We start from the raw sequence: 19,720 nt of genomic DNA on the forward strand, positions 1-19,720 counted from the left end.
TTTCTATACTTAAACACAATTAAAAATAATTAACTTTTTTGTATTTTGTAAATCAAATAAATCTATAACATAAATTCTTATTTCGTTAGTTTTTTAAATAAATATAAAAACTCGATAAATTTTATGTATATTCCTTAAAATTTATCGAGTGGATTGATTATATTCAATTTTATTCAGTATAGATTCTGTTAAATACTTGTTTTATAAGACTGTATTCTTTCCAAAAATTGAGGACAATAATGTTTTAGTTTATAACTTCCTACTCCATCAATATTAATCATATCTTGTTTTGATTCTGGCTTTCGTTTAGCAAATTCTTCTAATGTATAGTCTGAGAAAATACTTACCGGCGCTATACCTAGTTTATCACTTAATTGCTTTCTAACTTTAACTAATTCACTAAATAATGCTCTATCTACACCCTCTACTGTATTGATATAAACTTTTTCTTTAGATTTTTGTTTAAACGGTGTAGTAAAGACTTTTGTATCATTATTTAATAACTTTTTAACTGATTTATCGCAAATAAGTATTTCATCATTTTCATTTAAAAATCCTTTAAATCTTAATTCATCAATTAAATGACTTAATTCAGATGTTGTGTACGATTTCATGATACCGTGAGTTGTTAATTGATTATAATCATTATATTTAATGTAATCTGTTATTTCCCCACGTAGGACTTGGATAATAACACTATAACTTTCTTGTTGTCGCATACGTGCCACACAACTAATAATCATCTTTGCTTCTCTTGTCATATCATATGTTTTATTTTCTTGAATACAATTACTACATTGTTTGCATTCTTCTAACTTTTCATTAGGTTCAAAATAATGCACAATTGTTGCTTCTAAACATTTTTTCGTTTTGGTATATTGGATCATTTTAGTTAATTTTTCGCCCATTTTTTCTTTATAATCATCATCTGCTTGAGATACTGTTATAAAGTATTCATGTAGCCCTCTATCGCGTTCACTGAATAATAAAATACATTCACTTTTCAATCCATCACGTCCAGCACGACCTGCTTCTTGATAATATGATTCCAAATCTCCTGGCATATTATAGTGAATGACGAACCTAACGTTAGATTTATCAATACCCATACCAAATGCATTTGTAGCAATAACAACATTTACACGATCGTATAGAAAGTCATTTTGTGCCGCTTCTCTCTCCTTATTCGTTAAACCAGCATGATAAATAGTACATTTTACTTTATGACTATCAAGCACCTCTTGTAATTCTTCTACTTGTTTTCGTGTTGAACAATAAATAATACCCGCTTCTTCATCGTGATCTGTTACATAATCTACGACAAATTTTTGGCGTTGATAAGTTGGATTAACTTTGAAAATTAAATTACGACGTTTCGTACTTGTTTTGACTTCATCTTGACTGTTAATGTTTAACTTTTCCATGATGTCTTGTTGTACTTCTGCTGTTGCTGTAGCTGTTAATGCAACAATTGCAAAATCTTGAGGGAGAGTGAACACTTTCTGAATAACGCTTTGGTAACTAGGTCTAAAATCATGTCCCCACTTAGAGATACAGTGTGCTTCATCAAAAGCTACTAAATGAATATTTACTTTTCGTAATTGACTCAAGAAATATTGATTTTCAAAACGTTCTGGTGCTACATATAAAAATTGAATTTGCCCATTGATTAACTTTTGTTCAATTTCTTTTTGCTGCTTTTGAGTCAAACTACTGTTAATAAATGCTGCATTAATCCCCATTGCTTTTAATTGGTCTACTTGGTCTTTCATTAAAGATATTAATGGACTAATAACAATTGTAGTCCCACCTAACATCAATCCAGGCACTTGATAACATATAGATTTACCACCACCTGTTGGTAATACACCTAATACATTTCTATGATCCATAATTTTCGATATAATTTCTTCTTGTCCGGGTCGAAATGTATCGTAGCCAAAATAATGCGATAAAGTTTCTTGCATGATTAAATTCCCCTTATTGTTCTTTTAATTCTTCGAGTTCACTCCATCTATTGATGTCAACATCATACGTTGTTTCTAATTGTTCTTTTTCTTCGTTTAATTCTTTAATTTTTGCATAATCAGCACTAGCTTCTACCATTTCTTCATCAATTTCAACTAATCTAGTTTCAGTTTGATCAATTCGTTTCAACAGTGCTTCATATTCACGTTGTTCTTTATATGATAGACCTGATTTTTTACGTGTTTGTGGCTTAGTCTTTGATTGATTTGTAGCTTGTTTCTCGATTGCTACTTGTTTATCTTGAGATTTTTTATAGGCTTCGTAATCTTCAAATGAGCCAATAATTTTTTCCATTATTCCATCATGGATATACCAATATTCCTGCGCGACTTTATTAAGGAAATATCTATCATGGCTAACAGTTATAACTGATCCACCAAATTCATCTATATAATCTTCTAATATTGTTAATGTCTCAGTATCTAAATCATTAGTAGGTTCGTCTAATAATAAAACATTAGGCTTATGTACTAGTAATCGTAATAGATAAAGACGCTTTTGTTCTCCACCTGATAATTTATATACTTTTTTACCATGTGTTGAACTAGGGAAAAGAAATCGTTCGAGTAATTGTGTTACCGAAACGGAAGTGCCATCTTTTTCCATTGCAACTTCACTTTCTTCTCGAAGATAATCAATCATTCTAATATCTCTGTCTAAAGTTTCTTCAGTTTGTTTAAAATAGGCAACTTTAACTGTTTGCCCTACCTTTAAAGTACCTTCGAACGATTGTTCTTCAGAAGCTAGAATATTTAATAGTGTCGTTTTACCTGCACCATTAGGTCCTACAATTCCAATTTTCTGCCCATTTTGTATTATTTCAGTAATATCTTTGAATAGCATCTTGCCATTGATAGATTTAGACACATGCTCTAATTCATAAACTTGTTTACCAAGTCTAGAGTAAGCCAAATTTAACTGTGCTTTATCTTGTTTAGTTTGTTGTTTTACTTCAGATTCTAAATCGCTAAATCGATTAATACGAGCTTGTTGTTTCGTTGTTCTTGCTTTAGCCCCTGCTCTCATCCATGCTAACTCTTGTTTATATAGTGCCTTTTGCTTTGCTTGTTGTTTTTGTTCAATTTCTTCATTTTCAGCTCGCATTGCGATGTAATCTTCATAATTACCTGGATAAGTTTTTAATTTACCTCTGTCTAATTCAATAATTCTAGATGATACTTCATTTAAAAAGTATCTATCATGAGTTACGAATAATACTGTATAGGGATATTGTTTCACGTAATTGATAAGCCAATTAATTGATTCAAAATCCAAATGGTTTGTAGGTTCATCTAACAATAATAAATCAGGTTGTTCAATTAAAGTCTTAGCTAATACAACACGTTTTTGTTGACCACCTGATAATTCTTTAACGAGTTTATTCGTCTCATTGATTCCTAGTTTAGATAGGATGGTTTTAATTTCTGCATTATAATCCCATGCATCTTTGTGATCCATCATTTCTTGTGCATTCATCATGACTTGAAATTGTTTGTCAGTTTGATCTTTTGAATATTGATTTACAGCTTGTTCATACTCTTTAATAATTTTTAAAGTTGGTGTATCAGAACTTAGTACTGCTTCAAAAACAGTCATTTCACCATCTAAATCTTGTTTTTGAGATGAATAGCGAATTCGATAATTATTAGGATGAGTGATATCGGCTGTAAAATCTTCGTCTAGATTACCTATAACTTTTAGCAAAGTACTTTTACCTGTACCATTAATCCCAACGAGACCAATCTTTTCATGCTCAGATATTGATAAATTTAAATCATCGAATATCACTTTATCTGCATAGGATTTATTTAAATGTTCAATTTTATATGCTTCCATGCTTATCTTCCTTTTACTATCGAATTTTCAATATAAATTTGTTAAGATTAAATCAGTTCTATATATTATACACCTTTTTAAGCTTAAATGATATAAGGAGACCTAGTTATGGCAGAATTCTTCGAAAATTTGCCTCCTCATTTTCAAGCTTTAATTGCAGGAATCATTACATGGTTATTAACAGCACTTGGTGCAGCTTCTGTTTTTATTTTTAAATCTGTAAATGACAAAGTGTTGAACTCTATGCAAGGGTTCGCCGCAGGTATTATGATTGCTGCGAGTTTTTGGTCTCTACTACAACCCTCAATTGAATTTAGTAAAGATTCAGCCGTACCTTGGCTACCAGCCGCAATTGGTTTCTTATTCGGTGGTTTCTTTATTCGTGGTTTAGATTTTGTCATACCACATATTCACAGAAATGCTAAAGATAAAAATCAACAACAAGAAGGTATTCAAACATCATTGAGTAAAAATGCGCTTCTCGTTTTAGCCATTACATTACACAATATTCCTGAAGGTTTATCAATCGGGGTAGCATTTGGTGGTGTCGTATCAGGTAATGGTACTGCTACATTTTTAGGAGCAATTGGCTTAGCTATTGGAATTGGTATCCAAAACATTCCTGAAGGTGCAGCGCTATCAATGCCAATTAAAGCAGCGGGTTCTTCAAGTTGGCGAGCTTTCAACTATGGACAAGCTTCAGCAATTGTAGAACCAATATTTGCTATGATTGGTGCAGGTGCGGTACTAATTATCACACCAATGCTTCCTTATGCGCTTGCTTTTGCTGCAGGTGCAATGATATTTGTTGTCGTTGAAGAGCTTATTCCTGACTCTCAATCAGGTAATAACACAGATTTAGCTACATTAAGTTTAATGCTTGGATTTGCCATTATGATGATATTAGACGTTGCATTAGGCTAATCATCATTGGTTCTTTTCTAATCATTAAATATGCAATTTCCATATAAAAATTCCTATAAATAGAGTTTTAAAACGAAGGCAAATAGAACAAAAAATCCGAATTGAGCAAATACGCTCAATTCGGATTTTAATTTATATCAATTACTTTTTCTCATTACCTTTAGGTCCTGTTTTATATTCATACTTCGATGGATTTACTTTTTTGAAATCTGGATTTTTATAGAATCTGAATAAATCTCCATTAAGTAAACTATCATTCATTTCTAAGTCTTTTTCAACTTGTTTTTTATTCTTCTCGAAGTCTTTTGGTTTTTTAGTTAATAATTCATTATCCTTATTAGAATATAACTTACCATTTACATATTTGTAGTCTTTAGTAATGAAATCACCATTTCTGAATGGTACTACATCGTTATGTTGTTTAGAGAATAAATCAGTACCAAACATAATATAGTTCTTAGTATCGATACCAGCAAGATGTAAAATTGTTGGCATTACATCTGTTTGACCTGCATATTCTTTATTAATGCCGCCAGATTTACCTGGAATTTTCAACCAGAAACCAGTACGGTTTAAATCAGTAAATTTAGCTGGTGTAATCTTCTCACCTAATAATTTTTCCATAGCATTATTATGATTTTCAGAAATACCATAGTGGTCACCATAAATCATAATTACTGAATCATCATATAGACCTTTTTTCTTCAGATCAGTTACATATTCTTCTAATGCTTGGTCTAAATAGTGTGCTGTTTGAATATAACCATCTACAGTTGAATCACCTGTATTAGGTTTATCAATTGAGGCGTCTTTCTCATCTAATGTAAATGGATAATGGTTAGTCAATGTAATTAGATGTGAATAGAATGGTTTTTTCATTTTAGCTTGATAATTCGCTGAATCATGGAAGAATACTTTATCTTTTAAACCTAAGTTAACAACATTGTCATCTGACATATCATAATATGTTGCATCATAGAACTTATCTATACCAAAATGTTTATAAATTTGATCACGGTTCCAGAATGTTTTGTAGTCACCATGCATAACATTTGAAGTATAACCTTGCTTTTGATCTAAAATAGCAGGTAATGATTGATAAGTATTGTCACCTTTTAATGAATATGCTGAACCTTGTGGTAACCCATATATACTATTATCCATTGTCAACTCTGCGTCAGATGTTTTACCTTGACCAGTTTGATGGAAGAAGTTAGGGAAGTATGTGAAATCTTGTTTACCACTTGATAACTTATTCAAGAATGGTGTTACTTCTTTACCATTTACTTTCTTATTAATTAAGAAAGTTTGGAAACTTTCCAAATGAATTTTGATGATATTTTTCTTTTTAGCTGCACCATAATATTCTTGGTTTGGCTCTGTTCGTTTTTGTTTCGTGTAATTCAACACTTTAGTTAAGTCATCTTCTGATGCTAATGCCTTTTGCTGATTGTTTTCAATCGTTTTGACACCATCGTATACAGTGAAGTTAAATGGTCCTAAATACTTAACTAAGTATTTATGGTCGAATGTACGAGTTAATAGTTCTGGACGATCTGTTTCCGCAAAAGCTAAGTTTAAAAAGAATAGTGCGACTGATACAGCCATAACAACTGGCACAAACTTTTTGCTAAACGCTTTTGTACTTAACCATTGACGTTTAAAAATCAGAATAAATAGGTAAATAATTGTATCAATGAAGTATACAAAGTCATACCATTTAAATGAAGCACCTAATGCACCGCCCATTGATTCAACGTTACCTGCTTGATTCAATGTACTAAATGTTAAAAAGTCAGAGAAAAATCTGAAATATACAACGTTAGCATATAGTAAAAACGTTAATAAGAATCCTCCAACAAAAATGAACCAGAAAGCCTTTTTACCTTTAAAGAATAGGAACACACTTAGTATGAGTGCAACTAAACTGTATGGATTCATCAGTAATATTAAGTTTTGTACTAACCCTTTAACACCTAAAGAAAAATCAACATAATAGGAAAAATACGTCTTCAAGGTGATAGTAAATACCATCATCAGGAAAAACGCAAAAAGACTTATCTTCTTTTTGTGAGAACTCATGTTTGTTTCCTCCGTTAATTGTTAATAAATCATCAATATCAGAAACTCTAAACAATGCCATTTCCAACTTATTTACAAGTTATCTTCAATGATTTAAAACAATCTATAATTTTAAAAATTCACTAAACATTTTATTTTGACGTTAAAAATAGCTAGTAGATTAATTTATTAACTAGCTACTATATAATTGATGTTAATTTTTTATTAAGATTAATATGACGAATGTAATCATATTGTAACAAAATACATAGCTCAATATATTAATATAAAGGAAGTCAACCCAAATATCAAGTAAAAACACACTTTTAGAAATGTTTACTCTCATTATCATACTCATCAATTCGTTTATTCATATATTTTAATTATTGATTATATTTATAGACATCAGTCTTAAGCATGAACTTTTTTACTATATAATTTATTTTAGCATTTCCAATTGCATTCGATATTCTATACCATGGAACAGTTGATTTAACCAATTACTGTATTTTATTAAATTTTTCTCTGCTGTTTCAATATCAATAAATTGAAATTTCAGTTTAGAACCTGTTGGTTTCTGTGCTAGTTTTGTTAAATGGTAGCTCGCAATTGTCCCAATTTGAGGATAGCTACCTAATGTATAGTGATCATTTAATAAAATGATTGGTGTTCCATCCCTTTTAACTTGGATTGTTCCTCGTTTAACAGATTGATGCGCTGGCATATCTTCATAATAAGCTTTCACTTTTTGTCCTTCTAATATCATTCCCATTCTATTAGCTTTGCTTGATACTTTGTAATTATTCAAAGTAAAGCGTTGCAATACATTCTCTTTAAAATCTTCTGAACCTTTGTTTCTAATAACATGAAATACATCTGACATATAATTAAAAGATAGCGCGTAACCGTCAACGCCCCAATCTGTTTGTCGTTTGTCTGAGAGATTCTCAAATAGTTTTTGATGACGATCGCTATATTGTCGTTTCATTTCGATTTGATCACCATCTTTTAATTGTCTACCTTCATATCCTCCCATTTTCACATTAAAATCTGTAGAAGTTGAACCTAACCATTCTTCTAAATCAAAACCTCCACCAACAGCTAAATATACACGTGATGTTCGACTCGTTTCTTCAAATCTCAAAACATCATCTTTTTTCATTAAATAAAGCTTATATGGGTAAATTTTCATATTTTTCGTTTCAGCTTTAAAATTTCCACCTGCCAAAGCAATTAAAGTAGGTTCAGTAAATCTTATCTTCGGCATTTTTTGAGTCATTTCTAATGTTGCTTCATTTTTATCATTAGCAACTAAGCGATTAGCGATTTCATGCGATAAACTATCTAGTGCACCACCAGGAATTACTCCATTATGTTCATAGCCGTATCTCCCAAAATCATGAAAACTACTAAAAAGACCACTATTTTCTATTATGATTGACATGTCTTCAAGTCTCCTATATTCAAATCGTTTTTCTCTTTTGCAATAAATTGAACATTGTCGCCTAATTTTAAAAGGGCAAAATCCGTTTTATTAGGGAAGAAAAGTTGTAATGGTGTGTAGCCTATAACTAACCAATCATTGTAGGTATCAGTTGTGACGATGCCACATTTCTTTCCTTCTATAACAACAGAACCTGCTGGGATAAATTTCTTTTTAGTACTAGTATGATTTACATATAATTTTTTATTCATACCCGTTAAATATGGAAATCCTGGTGAGTAGCCCATCATTGATACAAAATATTCACTTCCTGAATGAAGTTGTATAAATTGAGATTTATCGATTTTAAAATGTTTTAATAAAGCGTCTAAATCTGGTCCGTACTCATCTCCGTATACTATAGGGATTTGAATAGGCTCTTTATTTTGATCATTATGTGATATTTCTAATTGAATCGATTCTATTAGTGCTTTCATATATAAGAAAGGTGATTGTATATGGTGATGTTTAATCATATCTCGTGCATCATATATAATCATCATATCCGATTCTGTTGGAATTATTTCTGTGATGAACGGATAGTTTCTTTCATTTAAATATGTTCTCAAGGCTAATAAATCTTCTGTAAGATCCTTAGACACCTTTTTCTCTATAGATACTACGATGGCTTGATCGCCTTGACTATAAATTTTCATACCTTCACCTCAAAAAGTCTTTATTGATGATAAAATACGTTCATACGTTCAATAACAATAGGCATAAGTGATTTAATCAAAAAATAAACTAATATAATGACACATACAGTAGTAATCGTTGCAACAATACGTGCTAATATATATGAATTTTTGTGTATTAATCGATCAATAATCACTTTATTAACAACCGTTACAACTACTAATATTACTATCCATACTAATGCCATTATTTTCTCCGTTTATTATGATTTACTATTCTTAAAATTAATTTTAAAGATAAATTGTTACATCGGCAACCTCTCGAAGGCTATTCAACAAAAATACTTCTATTTCGTTACCTTTTACTTTATTTATAAAATCATCAATATAATAATTTTTCTCTTTCAATTTACCATGGTCAATTAAATACTGACGCATACATCCTAATAAAAAATCTTCATTATATTGCGGTGTATAATAGTTACCATTTTCCTTAATCATTATATTGCCGATATCAAATTCTAAAATCTTTCCATTTTTATCATATATAAGAGCTAAGTCTGTATCTAAACGATACGTTACATGATTACGATTAGATGTCTTATTGATTTTAGTTAAATGAGAACTACCATTATGTTCAGGTACTATTGTTGCAGTAAATTGAGACTTAGAAGATAAAGGGGCTACTACATATTCTAATTCTCCATTTTCTTCTAACATTACTTTTAAGCGATAAATACCTTGATTATATTGATGTTGAATGGTTTGAATCAAGTCATCCCATTTAGATTGATCAAATGGGATATTAAGCATTTTACTAGATCGTTGTATTCTATCTTCATGATATATTAAACGTGAGATTTGGCCTTTTTCCAATTTCATCGTTTCAAACAAATACATTATAATCTCTCCAATATTTTAGTTTTATATTGGAATTCTTGAACTTCTGAATCAGGATTGGAGTTAATTGTAATTCCAGCACCAACACCATAAATAGCTTGTTGATGTCGGTATTCAATTGTACGAATTGGTATATTAAAAATCATTTTGTCATTTGGCATTAACAATCCTATTGTTCCACAGTATATATACCTTGGTCTTTGTTCTAATTCTTTAATAAATCGCATTGTATTAATTTTGGGTGCACCAGTAATAGAGCCACAAGGGAAAATAGCTCCTAATATTGATTTAAGTGTCACATTAGTAGATAACTTTCCAGCTACCATACTCGTCATTTGATATACAGTGTGATAAGTTTCTATAAAAAATAATTTATAAACTATAATAGAACCTGTTTCTGCAATTCGAGATATATCATTCCTTAGTAAATCGACAATCATCACATTTTCCGCTTTATCCTTATCTGATTGTTGTAATTGAAGATAGTTATTATAATCCTCTTTATCATTATCTCCTCTTGGTATAGTCCCTTTCATGGGCTTACTAACAATGATATTATCTTCATTTTTAAAATGACCTTTTTGAAAGAATAATTCCGGAGAAATGGATGCGACACTGACTTCATCCGTATCTAGTAGCACCGTATAATTACCATTTCCTGTTGCTGTTAATTGTTCGTATAACTTTTCAATAGAATAATAAATATTGTCAGTTAAACGTGACGTATAATTAACTTGATATGTATCGCCTTCAACAATAGCTTGTTGGATATGTCGAATTTTCTCTTTCATTTGATGTTTAGATTCTACAAATTGAAAATCATGTTGATTATCGTATGGTGTACTATTGGGTGATTTATATTGTAATTCTTTTGCTGAATTGAAACTATAGGCAACCGCTAATATATCTTTATCTTCTATTTCACATACAGCCATTTGAGGATTAAAATAACGTGCCGCTTCATATGTTAAATATAAAGCCACAAAATAACCTTGTTGCTGTTGTGTTTCAGCAAATTGTACAACTTTGCCAACTTCACTTAACTGAGTAGCAATACATTTCTTGTGATAATCATTTAATTGAATGTGATAGGTTTCATATTTGTCTTCATCTATATAATAGCGATAATTAAATTCTATATTCACTGTTCTCACCTACGATTTCAAGGAAATTTTGAATTTGATTATAACCATGCTCACTTAAAATTGATTCAGGATGATACTGTACTGCAAAGATTGAATACTGTTGATGTTGCAAGCCCATAATAACACCATCTTCGCCTATTGCTGTGACTTTTAATTCATTTGGTAACGTTTCTTTATCTGCCATAAGAGAATGGTACAGCATAACATTGAACGAATGAGGTATACCCTTGAAAATACCTAATTGTTGATGACTGAGTTTTGTAGTATGACCATGTATCGGATTATTGCGATGTACAATCTTACCACCAAAATATTCATAAACAACTTGAAAACCTAGACACACTCCTAATATAGGAACTTGTTGATAAAATGTTTCAATCACCTTATACAATTTGGGGTAATCACTTGGTCTTCCAGGCCCTGGTGAAATAACAATGGCATTGGGGTTAAATGCAACTAACTCTTCTAATATTAAATCATCTATGTCAATGACTTTAATTGGTTCCTTAGTAGCTATTTTAAAATAGTTTATTAAATTATATGTAAATGAATCTTTATTATCTATCACTACTATCATAATTTCGCTCCATTTAATTAATATTATTCAATCATTTCATTAAATCACAGTTAGGTGCATGACTTATTGTAAAAACGTGTCATGCTTGCTATTAAACTACTTATTGTAACTGACTTATATATATCTTTAACACTATTATCACAAAAATTCTCTTGATTTTACATATGAATTAGTTTATTCTATGGTGCGTACAAAATATATTTATCAGAGGTTCCTAGCCGAAACCCTCTATAAAAAACTAGACACTGAATTTAATTTCAAATTATAAATAGACATATCTTTTTAACTTTTTATATTAAAATTATATGTGTATTCATAATCTTTCGTCTATCTTTTTTATAGAGATAGGCTTTTTTTATGCTTAAAATTTCGGATCTAATAACCAAAGATAAACTGGGGGAAATATGAATGGTTCAAGACAAATTAGATAATAACAAAGCTATCGTCGTTTTCAGTGGTGGTCAAGACAGTACGACGTGTTTATTCTACGCAAAAAAACATTTCAAGAAAGTTGTACTTGTTACATTCAATTATGGTCAAAGACATGATACTGAAATTGAAGTGGCTAAAAAAATTGCACAAGAGCAAAATGTAGAACATCACATTTTAGATATGTCACTTTTATCTCAGCTAACACCTAATGCCTTAACACAACATGATTTAAAAATCGAAGAGACAGAAGATGGTATTCCAAACACCTTTGTACCAGCACGTAATTTACTATTCTTATCATTTGCTGGCGCATTAGCTTATCAAATTAAAGCTAAGCATATTATTACCGGAGTTTGTGAAACTGACTTCTCTGGTTATCCTGATTGTCGTGATAGTTTTATTAAATCAATGAATGTGACTTTAAGTTTATCAATGGATCGTGATTTCGTTATTCACACGCCTTTAATGTGGTTAGATAAAGCACAAACATGGGAACTTGCTGATAACCTTGGTGTGTTAGATTACATTCGTGAAAATACATTAACATGTTATAACGGTATTATTGGAGATGGCTGTGGCGAATGTCCTGCCTGTCAACTTAGATCACGAGGGCTTGAACAATATCTTGAACAAAAAGGAGTAAAATAAGTATGCTACAACAAATTTATCCTAGTGTTAGTCACCCATATCAATTCGAACTTAATAAAGATTTTAACTTTTCAGCAGCTCATTATATTCCAAGCGAAGATGCTGGAAAATGTATGCGTACCCATGGTCATACGTATTTTGTAAATATTACTATCGTTGGAGATGAATTAGATCACAATGGCTTTTTAGTGAATTTCAGCGATTTAAAACAATTGATTCATGGACAGTTCGACCATTATTTACTTAATGATTTAGTAGAGTTCAAAGGCAAAAGTCCTTCTACTGAAATTGTCGCTCAAACAATTTATCAAATGGTTCAATCATACCTTAATGAACAAGATAATAATCCTAAGTGCGTTCAAGTATACTTGCGCGAGACGCCTACAAGTTATGTCGTATTTCGTCCTAAGGATGAGCAATAATGGCTAAAATACCTGTATTAGAAGTCTTTGGTCCAACCATTCAAGGAGAGGGTCGTGTTATAGGTAGAAAAACAATGTTTGTACGCACTGCAGGTTGTGATTATCGTTGTAGTTGGTGTGATTCAGCCTTTACTTGGGATGGAAGCGCAAAAGAAGATATTCAATTAATGACTGCTGAAGAAATATATGCCAAATTACGTGAAGTTGGTGGAGATAACTTTAACCATGTAACGATTTCTGGTGGTAATCCCGCTCTTATAAAAGGAATTCAAGAATTGGTTGATCTATTCGAAACACATCATATTCAAACTGCTCTAGAAACTCAAGGTAGTAAATTCCAACCTTGGATGACTCAAATCAATGATTTAACTATCAGCCCTAAACCACCAAGTTCAAAAATGAAACCTAATTTAGATATTTTAGATAGCGTTATTGAGCAATGCGTACCTGAATCATTAAATTTAAAAGTGGTCATCTTTGAGGAAGATGATTTTGATTTTGCTAAAATGATTCATCATCGTTACCCTACTATTCCTTTCTATTTACAAGTAGGCAACCCGTATTTAGATGATAATGTTGATAACCATACTGCCAAATTACTACAACGCTATGAAAGTTTAGTAGACCGTGTAATGACAAGTAGTGATATGAACAATGTTTACGTATTACCTCAATTGCATACTTTATTATGGAGTAATATGAAGGGAGTTTAAAATTTAGTTAATATAACTTTAACATTTTCGAGTGTTATATAATGATTAACTTTATATTAATTGATATAATAATTGAATGAAATATTGCGGATAGGAGCACATCATGATTTTATATTTATTAATTAATATTGCCGTAGTATTGCTCATAGTCGGACTTGATTTATATTTTCACCAATTTAAACAACTTAGATTTAGCTCCATATTAATAGCTATTTCTCTTAATGCCATTATTGATTTGTTTATCGTGTCAAAATATAATTTCATATCAATCTATACGATGATTTTGTTAATTGCATGGGCATTATTACAACTCTATTTAAACAAAAAAATTCATCCTTTTATCATAAAAGATCAAAAATTTATCGCAATGATATTTGCAATTGTAGTGAGTTTATCTCAGTTTATTACAAATATATCAAGTGAACAGTCACTCTACATGTCATTACCATATTTAGCACCTGCAATTTTTCTTATTGGTGCCATTTTATTATTTGTAGGTACGTTCGAATCATCAGAACTTGAATATTTACCATTTTTAAAATCTATTAAATACCCACTTACAATTGGTACAATTATAATTATGATTGCGTTTATTGCTATGATGATACTTACACCATTTTGGTATGTATTTACTATTATATATGTACTATTCATGTTGTTTATCATCTGGCAACATATATTTAAGTAACATTTATCAACTTATAAATGTTACTTTTTTTATTTATTCAATTATAAAATCATTAAAGTCTCAACCACAATATTAAAAACTCACAAGTATAAGTGATATCCCTATACTTGTGAGTTTATTTAATGTACATGCTCTTTATATTTTTCGTTATTTTGTGAAGATTGGTATGACGTTTGTTGTCTATTTAAATCTAATCTTTTAATTTGATTATAGTGATGTGTTTGTTCTTTTTTAGCTTCAGTAGTTTTTAAATTATCATTTGTGTTATGTGCTTCTGATTCTTGATCAGGTTCTATATTCGTAGCTTGAACTATATATTTAGGTCGGCGTTTCACTTCATAGTAGATACGTCCTATATATTCACCAATGACACCAATCGACATCAACTGAATACCACCTAATAGTAAAATCGCTGCAATAGTAGTGAAGTAACCAGGTATATTAACACCAGAAATTATTATATTGATTAGTAAATATACGATATAAAGAACACTTAAAGAAAATGTGAACATTCCAAGATAAATCATCATTCTCAATGGTTTATTATTAAATGAAATTAAACCATCAATTCCGTAGTTAAGTAATTTAGCAAATGACCATTTTGATTCACCTGCTTCACGTTCTACATTTTGATATGTGAACACTTTCGTATTATAACCAATCCATTCAAATAACCCTTTTGAAAAACGATTATATTCATCCATAGATGTAAGTGACTGTACTGCACGTTTACTTAATAGCCTAAAGTCTCCTACACCGTCTTCAAATTGGATATCTTCTACAAAGGCGTTAATTAACTTATAGTACATGCGAGTCATTGATTTTCTCGCAAAATTTTCACCTTTACGATCACGCTTAGCAATTACTTGATCATAACCTTCGTTATATCCTTCAATCATTTGTGGAATAAATTGAGGTGGATGTTGAAGGTCTGCATCTATCATTATAACTGCGTCACAACTATGACTGTGTTGATAACCAGCAATCATAGCAGCTTCCTTACCAAAATTTCTACTAAACGAAATATATTTTACTTGATGATCTTCAAGTGCCAGACTTTGTAGATGATCAATAGTTGAATCTTTACTGCCATCATCTATGAATAGCAAATCGTATTCGTATTGCTTATCCACGCTGTCTTGTTTCATTATTTCAGTCAATTTTTCATATGTCTTTAATACGACTTCTCCTTCGTTAAAACAAGGAATGATGACCCTTATCTTCATTCAACGACATCCTTTTCTACAAAATGGTTTAGTATAAGTTTATCAAGTAGTAAATAAGATAATCTAGTTAAAGCCCTTGTATTTACAAAATCTTAATATCGCCTTAATGTTACTCATACTCTCTTTCTATCATTAAATTTTTACTTAAAACTCAATACATTTATTTTAAATCTCCTATAGCTACTTCATCTGGATCTTTACCTTGTCTAGCATTTTGGTTTAAGCTATCGATTTGAGCTACATCTGTAAGTTCAAGATTAAAATCTAAGATATCATAGTTTTCTTTAATACGACTTGGCGTCTTAGACTTAGGAATAATCATTCGATTATGTGCTAAATGCCAACGAAGCACAATTTGTGCAGGTGTTTTCTTATATCTTTTAGCCATATCTAAAATTACTGGATCATCTAATAAACCTCTATTTCTCATTAATGGCATCCACGCAGTGACTTTAATATCGTGATCATCACAATATTGTTGTAATTCATGTTGGTTAAAATACGGATGTAATTCGATTTGATTAATTTGAGGTGTAATATCAGTTTCCTGCATTAATTTTTCTAAATGATGTTGTTTAAAATTACAAACACCAATTGCTTTGACTTTTCCTTCATGGTATAACGTTTCTAATGCTTTATAAGATTCAATGAACAAGCCATTGTCTTCGCAAGGCCAATGAATTAAAAACAAATCTAAATAATCTAATCCTAGATTTTCTAACGATTTGTTAAAATATTGAATCGTACTGTCATAACCTTGGTAATCATTCCATAATTTAGAGGTAATAAATAAATCTTCTCTGTCAACATCAGTTTGACTAAGTGCATGGCCGAGCGCTTGCTCGTTACCATAGAAATATGCCGTATCAAAAGCACGATAGCCCGCTTCAATTGCTGAATTGACCACTTCATTCATTTCGTCATCAGTTATTTTATACACACCTAATCCAATTGAAGGCATAGGATAACCATTATTTAAGTATTGCGTATCATTAATTGTCATTAATATCCCACTCTTTCTCTTAATCTAGTTGTTCACGTTAGTAAGAATTTGTATACCATAATATATTACACGTAAGTAAAGACGCTTAAACATTGAAGTTTAAGCGTCTTTTGATTATTTATATTATTATTCAGATTGTTCATCTTCTGAATTGATATCGTAAGTTGGACGTTCTTGGTTATATTCATACTTTAAAGTTACCCAAATAATTTGGTGATTTTCAATTTCAGAAATAATCCAACGATCATACTCTGTATCAACAAAGTCATCTTTTTGTAAGTTTGTATTTTCAGATTGTAACCATCCGCCTATAGTATCAATATCTTCAGAGTCTTCGAATTCTATACCAAATTTTTCATTTAGGTCATCTAGTAGTACACGACCATTAATTTGATATTTATTATCCTCTAATTTAACAATATCATTTACTTCATCATCGTCAAATTCATCTCTGATTTCACCGACGATTTCTTCTAAAATATCTTCCATAGTTAAAATACCTGCCGTACCACCATATTCATCAATAATTAAACTAATATGAACATGTTCACGTTGCATTCTTACTAGTGCATCACTGATGCGCGTCGTCTCTGAGATCATAGGTAATTCATGGATATAGTTAGCAATCTTAATCGTTTTACCTGAAGCATATTCAGTTAAAAATTCTTTAACGTTTATAAACCCTTTGACATGGTCTTTATCGCCATCTTCAGTGATAGGGTAACGTGTAAATTGATATTCTTTAATCGTTTCTAAAAGCTCATCTACATTAAATGGTTCGTTCAATGTAATCATTTGAGTTCGGGGTACCATAATATCTTTAGCTTGTCTTTCATCAAAAGAAAAGATATTTTGCATATATGCAAGCTCTGTTTGGTTGATTTCTCCACCATTATAACTGTTATTAATTATAATCTTAATTTCTTCTTCTGACATTGCATCAGTTTGAGCATCAGGATCTACGCCAAACATTCTAATGATAACTCTCGCTGAACCATTCATTAACCAAATTAATGGTTTCATAACATTACCGAAATAATATAATGGTCTAGCATAAAGTAAAGCCATTTTCTCAGTATGCTGAATGGCAAATGACTTAGGCGCAAGTTCACCCAGTACAACGTGTAAATATGTTACTACTATAAACGCAATAACAAATGAAACTGTTGTTGTTAAAGCACTAGGTAAGTGCATTAATTCAAATAATGGATGTAATAATTTATCAAATGTTGGTTCACCTAACCAACCTAATCCTAATGAAGTTACTGTTATACCTAATTGACAAGCAGATAAATAATAATCTAAGTTGCTAATCATCTTTTTAACGACTTTAGCACCACTATTACCTTCCTCTGCCAATTGTTCAATACGCGTCGATCTTACTTTAACTAATGCAAATTCAGATCCGACAAATACTGTAGTTAATGCAATTAAAAGAAAAAATACTATTAAACTAATTATGGTCGTAGTTTCCAATTATTTCCCTATTTCTAGGGATTCACCTCCGTATTATATGTGTCACACATGGTTAACACGTAATTAAAATTTTCGAATTGACTTGAATTATATTTACATGCTAAGGCCTTCCCATTGCGACACCCCCTAAAAAAATGTAATTGATTTAATTCTATCATAGAATTTTTATATATTGTTGATTTATGTTTATAGATTTACAACATAACATTTAAAACTAATATCCCCTTTTAGTCAAGTTATTCATTATGACTAAAATGTATGTGGCTGTCCATTTTTAATTGTTGTCTTTACATTGATATTATCGTCAACGATAACTATATCTGCATCTTTTCCTTCTTTAATACTACCTTTTGTTCGATCTATTCCTAATGCTTTTGCTTGGTTCCAACTTGTTACTCGCCATAAATCTTTGATTGAAGCGCTAGTGTATGACATTATGTTACGTAAACCATCATTCATTTTTAAAATACTACCTGCAAGTGCACCTGTATCTAGTCGTGCTTCACTATTACGTACAATGACGTTTTGACCACCTAAATCGTATTCACCTTCTGGCATACCTTTTGCTCTCATAGCATCTGTAATGAGATATAAATGTTCATTACCTTTATTTTTATATGCCAATGCTACTGCAGCAGGATGAGAATGAATACCATCTACAATAATTTCAGTATTTAAATTTTGATTTAACCAAGCTGCACCAAAAACACCTGGATCTCTATGACCAAAACCAGTTGCAGCATTATATAAATGTGTAATGTGTTTAGCACCATAATCTACAGCATTGTTTGCTTCTTCAAAGGTCGCCACAGTATGTCCCATTGAAAATATAATGTCATTATTGAGCGATTTTAAAGTGTCTATTGCACCTTCAACTTCTGGTGCAAAGGTTATAATTTTAATTAATTGATTTGCAGTTTGTTGAAACTGGTTTATTTTATCAGCCGTTGGTCTTTGAACATATTTGGGATGCTGAGCGCCAACTTTATGTTCAGATATAAATGGTCCTTCAAGATGTATGCCTACGATTTCAGCGGCTTGTTGTACGTCTTGAATTTGATGATAATTAGATATATTTTGTAGTGCTTGTTTAATACTTTCATCTGATTGTGTCATCGTTGTCGCTAAAAATGACGTCGTTCCTTCAGATAATAACTGTTCGGCTAGATGTTTCAAGCCCTCTTGTGACGCATCCATAGCATCTTCACCATATCCACCATGAATGTGTATATCGATAAATCCTGGAATAACATGATGTCCTTTAGCGTCTATTGTTAGGTATTTTCCTTTAAGTTCATTTAATCTCTCTATATTAAAATTCGAACCAATTTCTAATATTTTTCCATCTTTAATATGTATATAACCTTGTTCAATTTTTTGGCTTTCAGTATATATTTGCCCATTCACAATGATATATTCTTCCACTACTAATACCTTCTTTTCTAATTCATTTAATACGATTGTTATTTTACTATAACCTTTAAATTTATTCATATCATACAGTTCAATAAAGTTATTAAAAA

18 protein-coding genes are annotated in these 19,720 nt (G+C 30.8%); 5 read left to right on the forward strand and 13 right to left on the reverse strand.

Annotation, left to right across the window (positions count from 1 at the left end; translation table 11 throughout):
- Positions 1 to 188: 188 nt before the first annotated feature.
- Both recQ and Q4528_RS02855 read right to left on the reverse strand, forming a co-directional pair.
- Positions 189 to 1,970, reverse strand: coding sequence for a DNA helicase RecQ (recQ, locus tag Q4528_RS02850; protein ID WP_029056466.1), 1,782 nt, complete (start codon positions 1,968 to 1,970; stop codon positions 189 to 191).
- Between the two features lie 10 nt (positions 1,971 to 1,980).
- Positions 1,981 to 3,870 carry an ABC-F family ATP-binding cassette domain-containing protein gene (locus Q4528_RS02855; protein WP_303520564.1) on the reverse strand — a complete coding sequence of 630 codons (1,890 nt, stop codon included), beginning with the start codon at positions 3,868 to 3,870 and terminating at the stop codon, positions 1,981 to 1,983.
- 102 nt (positions 3,871 to 3,972) lie between these two features.
- Here Q4528_RS02855 and Q4528_RS02860 point away from each other — a divergent pair, with 102 nt between their 5' ends.
- Positions 3,973 to 4,788 (forward strand): ZIP family metal transporter, encoded by an 816-nt coding sequence (locus tag Q4528_RS02860; protein WP_017637518.1) that lies wholly within the window; start codon positions 3,973 to 3,975, stop codon positions 4,786 to 4,788.
- A gap of 141 nt (positions 4,789 to 4,929) precedes the next feature.
- On the opposite strand, the gene ltaS is transcribed toward Q4528_RS02860, so the two are convergent.
- The 7 genes from ltaS to Q4528_RS02895 all read right to left on the reverse strand — a co-directional run bounded on the left by ltaS (position 4,930) and on the right by Q4528_RS02895 (position 11,589).
- Complete coding sequence (gene ltaS / locus Q4528_RS02865; RefSeq protein ID WP_029056464.1) at positions 4,930 to 6,870, reverse strand: polyglycerol-phosphate lipoteichoic acid synthase LtaS; 1,941 nt, start codon at positions 6,868 to 6,870, stop codon at positions 4,930 to 4,932.
- A 418-nt stretch (positions 6,871 to 7,288) separates the two neighbouring features.
- Positions 7,289 to 8,293, reverse strand: a complete 1,005-nt coding sequence (locus tag Q4528_RS02870; RefSeq protein ID WP_046466449.1) for a 5-oxoprolinase subunit C family protein — start codon at positions 8,291 to 8,293, stop codon at positions 7,289 to 7,291.
- A complete protein-coding gene (pxpB, locus tag Q4528_RS02875; protein ID WP_046466448.1) occupies positions 8,281 to 8,988 on the reverse strand; it encodes a 5-oxoprolinase subunit PxpB in 708 nt (235 codons plus the stop codon). Before pxpB ends, Q4528_RS02870 begins: the two co-directional genes overlap by 13 nt.
- 20 nt (positions 8,989 to 9,008) lie before the next feature.
- The gene (locus Q4528_RS02880) at positions 9,009 to 9,215 is read right to left on the reverse strand and encodes a hypothetical protein (protein WP_046466447.1); all 207 of its coding nucleotides are present in this window, start codon (positions 9,213 to 9,215) and stop codon (positions 9,009 to 9,011) included.
- A 43-nt stretch (positions 9,216 to 9,258) separates the two neighbouring features.
- On the reverse strand, positions 9,259 to 9,867 hold the full coding sequence (locus tag Q4528_RS02885) for an aminotransferase class IV (RefSeq protein ID WP_046466446.1): 609 nt from the start codon (positions 9,865 to 9,867) through the stop codon (positions 9,259 to 9,261).
- Positions 9,867 to 11,012, reverse strand: coding sequence for a chorismate-binding protein (locus tag Q4528_RS02890; RefSeq protein ID WP_046466445.1), 1,146 nt, complete (start codon positions 11,010 to 11,012; stop codon positions 9,867 to 9,869). The genes Q4528_RS02885 and Q4528_RS02890 overlap by 1 nt, the downstream gene beginning before the upstream one ends.
- A complete protein-coding gene (locus Q4528_RS02895; protein WP_046466444.1) occupies positions 10,996 to 11,589 on the reverse strand; it encodes an anthranilate synthase component II in 594 nt (197 codons plus the stop codon). Before Q4528_RS02895 ends, Q4528_RS02890 begins: the two co-directional genes overlap by 17 nt.
- Positions 11,590 to 11,997: 408 nt before the next feature.
- Between Q4528_RS02895 and queC the strand changes: the two genes are divergently transcribed.
- The 4 genes from queC to Q4528_RS02915 all read left to right on the forward strand — a co-directional run bounded on the left by queC (position 11,998) and on the right by Q4528_RS02915 (position 14,492).
- A complete protein-coding gene (queC, locus tag Q4528_RS02900; RefSeq protein ID WP_208969778.1) occupies positions 11,998 to 12,669 on the forward strand; it encodes a 7-cyano-7-deazaguanine synthase QueC in 672 nt (223 codons plus the stop codon).
- Between the two features lie 2 nt (positions 12,670 to 12,671).
- Entirely contained in the window at positions 12,672 to 13,091 is a 420-nt protein-coding gene (gene queD / locus Q4528_RS02905) for a 6-carboxytetrahydropterin synthase QueD (protein ID WP_029056459.1), read from the forward strand.
- Positions 13,091 to 13,804, forward strand: a complete 714-nt coding sequence (queE, locus tag Q4528_RS02910; RefSeq protein WP_017637528.1) for a 7-carboxy-7-deazaguanine synthase QueE — start codon at positions 13,091 to 13,093, stop codon at positions 13,802 to 13,804. The genes queD and queE overlap by 1 nt, the downstream gene beginning before the upstream one ends.
- Before the next feature lie 103 nt (positions 13,805 to 13,907).
- On the forward strand, positions 13,908 to 14,492 hold the full coding sequence (locus Q4528_RS02915) for a hypothetical protein (RefSeq protein WP_029056457.1): 585 nt from the start codon (positions 13,908 to 13,910) through the stop codon (positions 14,490 to 14,492).
- A gap of 119 nt (positions 14,493 to 14,611) precedes the next feature.
- Here the strand turns inward: Q4528_RS02915 and Q4528_RS02920 are convergent, their stop codons facing one another.
- The 4 genes from Q4528_RS02920 to nagA form a co-directional block, all read right to left on the reverse strand.
- Positions 14,612 to 15,718: a glycosyltransferase family 2 protein gene (locus Q4528_RS02920; protein WP_046466442.1), complete on the reverse strand. Its 1,107-nt coding sequence runs from the start codon at positions 15,716 to 15,718 to the stop codon at positions 14,612 to 14,614.
- Between the two features lie 160 nt (positions 15,719 to 15,878).
- Positions 15,879 to 16,721: an aldo/keto reductase gene (locus Q4528_RS02925; RefSeq protein ID WP_046466441.1), complete on the reverse strand. Its 843-nt coding sequence runs from the start codon at positions 16,719 to 16,721 to the stop codon at positions 15,879 to 15,881.
- 126 nt (positions 16,722 to 16,847) lie between these two features.
- Positions 16,848 to 18,197 (reverse strand): hemolysin family protein, encoded by a 1,350-nt coding sequence (locus tag Q4528_RS02930; protein ID WP_017637338.1) that lies wholly within the window; start codon positions 18,195 to 18,197, stop codon positions 16,848 to 16,850.
- A 249-nt stretch (positions 18,198 to 18,446) separates the two neighbouring features.
- Positions 18,447 to 19,622 carry an N-acetylglucosamine-6-phosphate deacetylase gene (gene nagA, locus Q4528_RS02935; protein WP_046466855.1) on the reverse strand — a complete coding sequence of 392 codons (1,176 nt, stop codon included), beginning with the start codon at positions 19,620 to 19,622 and terminating at the stop codon, positions 18,447 to 18,449.
- Positions 19,623 to 19,720: the final 98 nt, after the last annotated feature.

The organism is Staphylococcus pasteuri, from assembly GCF_030547725.1.
Taxonomy (GTDB): domain Bacteria; phylum Bacillota; class Bacilli; order Staphylococcales; family Staphylococcaceae; genus Staphylococcus; species Staphylococcus pasteuri.

What these genes read in the sequence shown, in the direction of transcription:
- Q4528_RS02860 (WP_017637518.1), top strand. Translation starts at nt 3,973, where the DNA reads ATGGCAGAATTCTTCGAAAATTTGCCTCCTCATTTTCAAGCTTTAATT.
- ltaS (WP_029056464.1), bottom strand. Translation starts at nt 6,870, where the DNA reads ATGAGTTCTCACAAAAAGAAGATAAGTCTTTTTGCGTTTTTCCTGATG.
- Q4528_RS02870 (WP_046466449.1), bottom strand. Translation starts at nt 8,293, where the DNA reads ATGTCAATCATAATAGAAAATAGTGGTCTTTTTAGTAGTTTTCATGAT.
- pxpB (WP_046466448.1), bottom strand. Translation starts at nt 8,988, where the DNA reads ATGAAAATTTATAGTCAAGGCGATCAAGCCATCGTAGTATCTATAGAG.
- Q4528_RS02880 (WP_046466447.1), bottom strand. Translation starts at nt 9,215, where the DNA reads ATGGCATTAGTATGGATAGTAATATTAGTAGTTGTAACGGTTGTTAAT.
- Q4528_RS02885 (WP_046466446.1), bottom strand. Translation starts at nt 9,867, where the DNA reads ATGTATTTGTTTGAAACGATGAAATTGGAAAAAGGCCAAATCTCACGT.
- Q4528_RS02895 (WP_046466444.1), bottom strand. Translation starts at nt 11,589, where the DNA reads ATGATAGTAGTGATAGATAATAAAGATTCATTTACATATAATTTAATA.
- queC (WP_208969778.1), top strand. Translation starts at nt 11,998, where the DNA reads ATGGTTCAAGACAAATTAGATAATAACAAAGCTATCGTCGTTTTCAGT.
- queD (WP_029056459.1), top strand. Translation starts at nt 12,672, where the DNA reads ATGCTACAACAAATTTATCCTAGTGTTAGTCACCCATATCAATTCGAA.
- queE (WP_017637528.1), top strand. Translation starts at nt 13,091, where the DNA reads ATGGCTAAAATACCTGTATTAGAAGTCTTTGGTCCAACCATTCAAGGA.
- Q4528_RS02915 (WP_029056457.1), top strand. Translation starts at nt 13,908, where the DNA reads ATGATTTTATATTTATTAATTAATATTGCCGTAGTATTGCTCATAGTC.
- Q4528_RS02920 (WP_046466442.1), bottom strand. Translation starts at nt 15,718, where the DNA reads ATGAAGATAAGGGTCATCATTCCTTGTTTTAACGAAGGAGAAGTCGTA.
- Q4528_RS02925 (WP_046466441.1), bottom strand. Translation starts at nt 16,721, where the DNA reads ATGACAATTAATGATACGCAATACTTAAATAATGGTTATCCTATGCCT.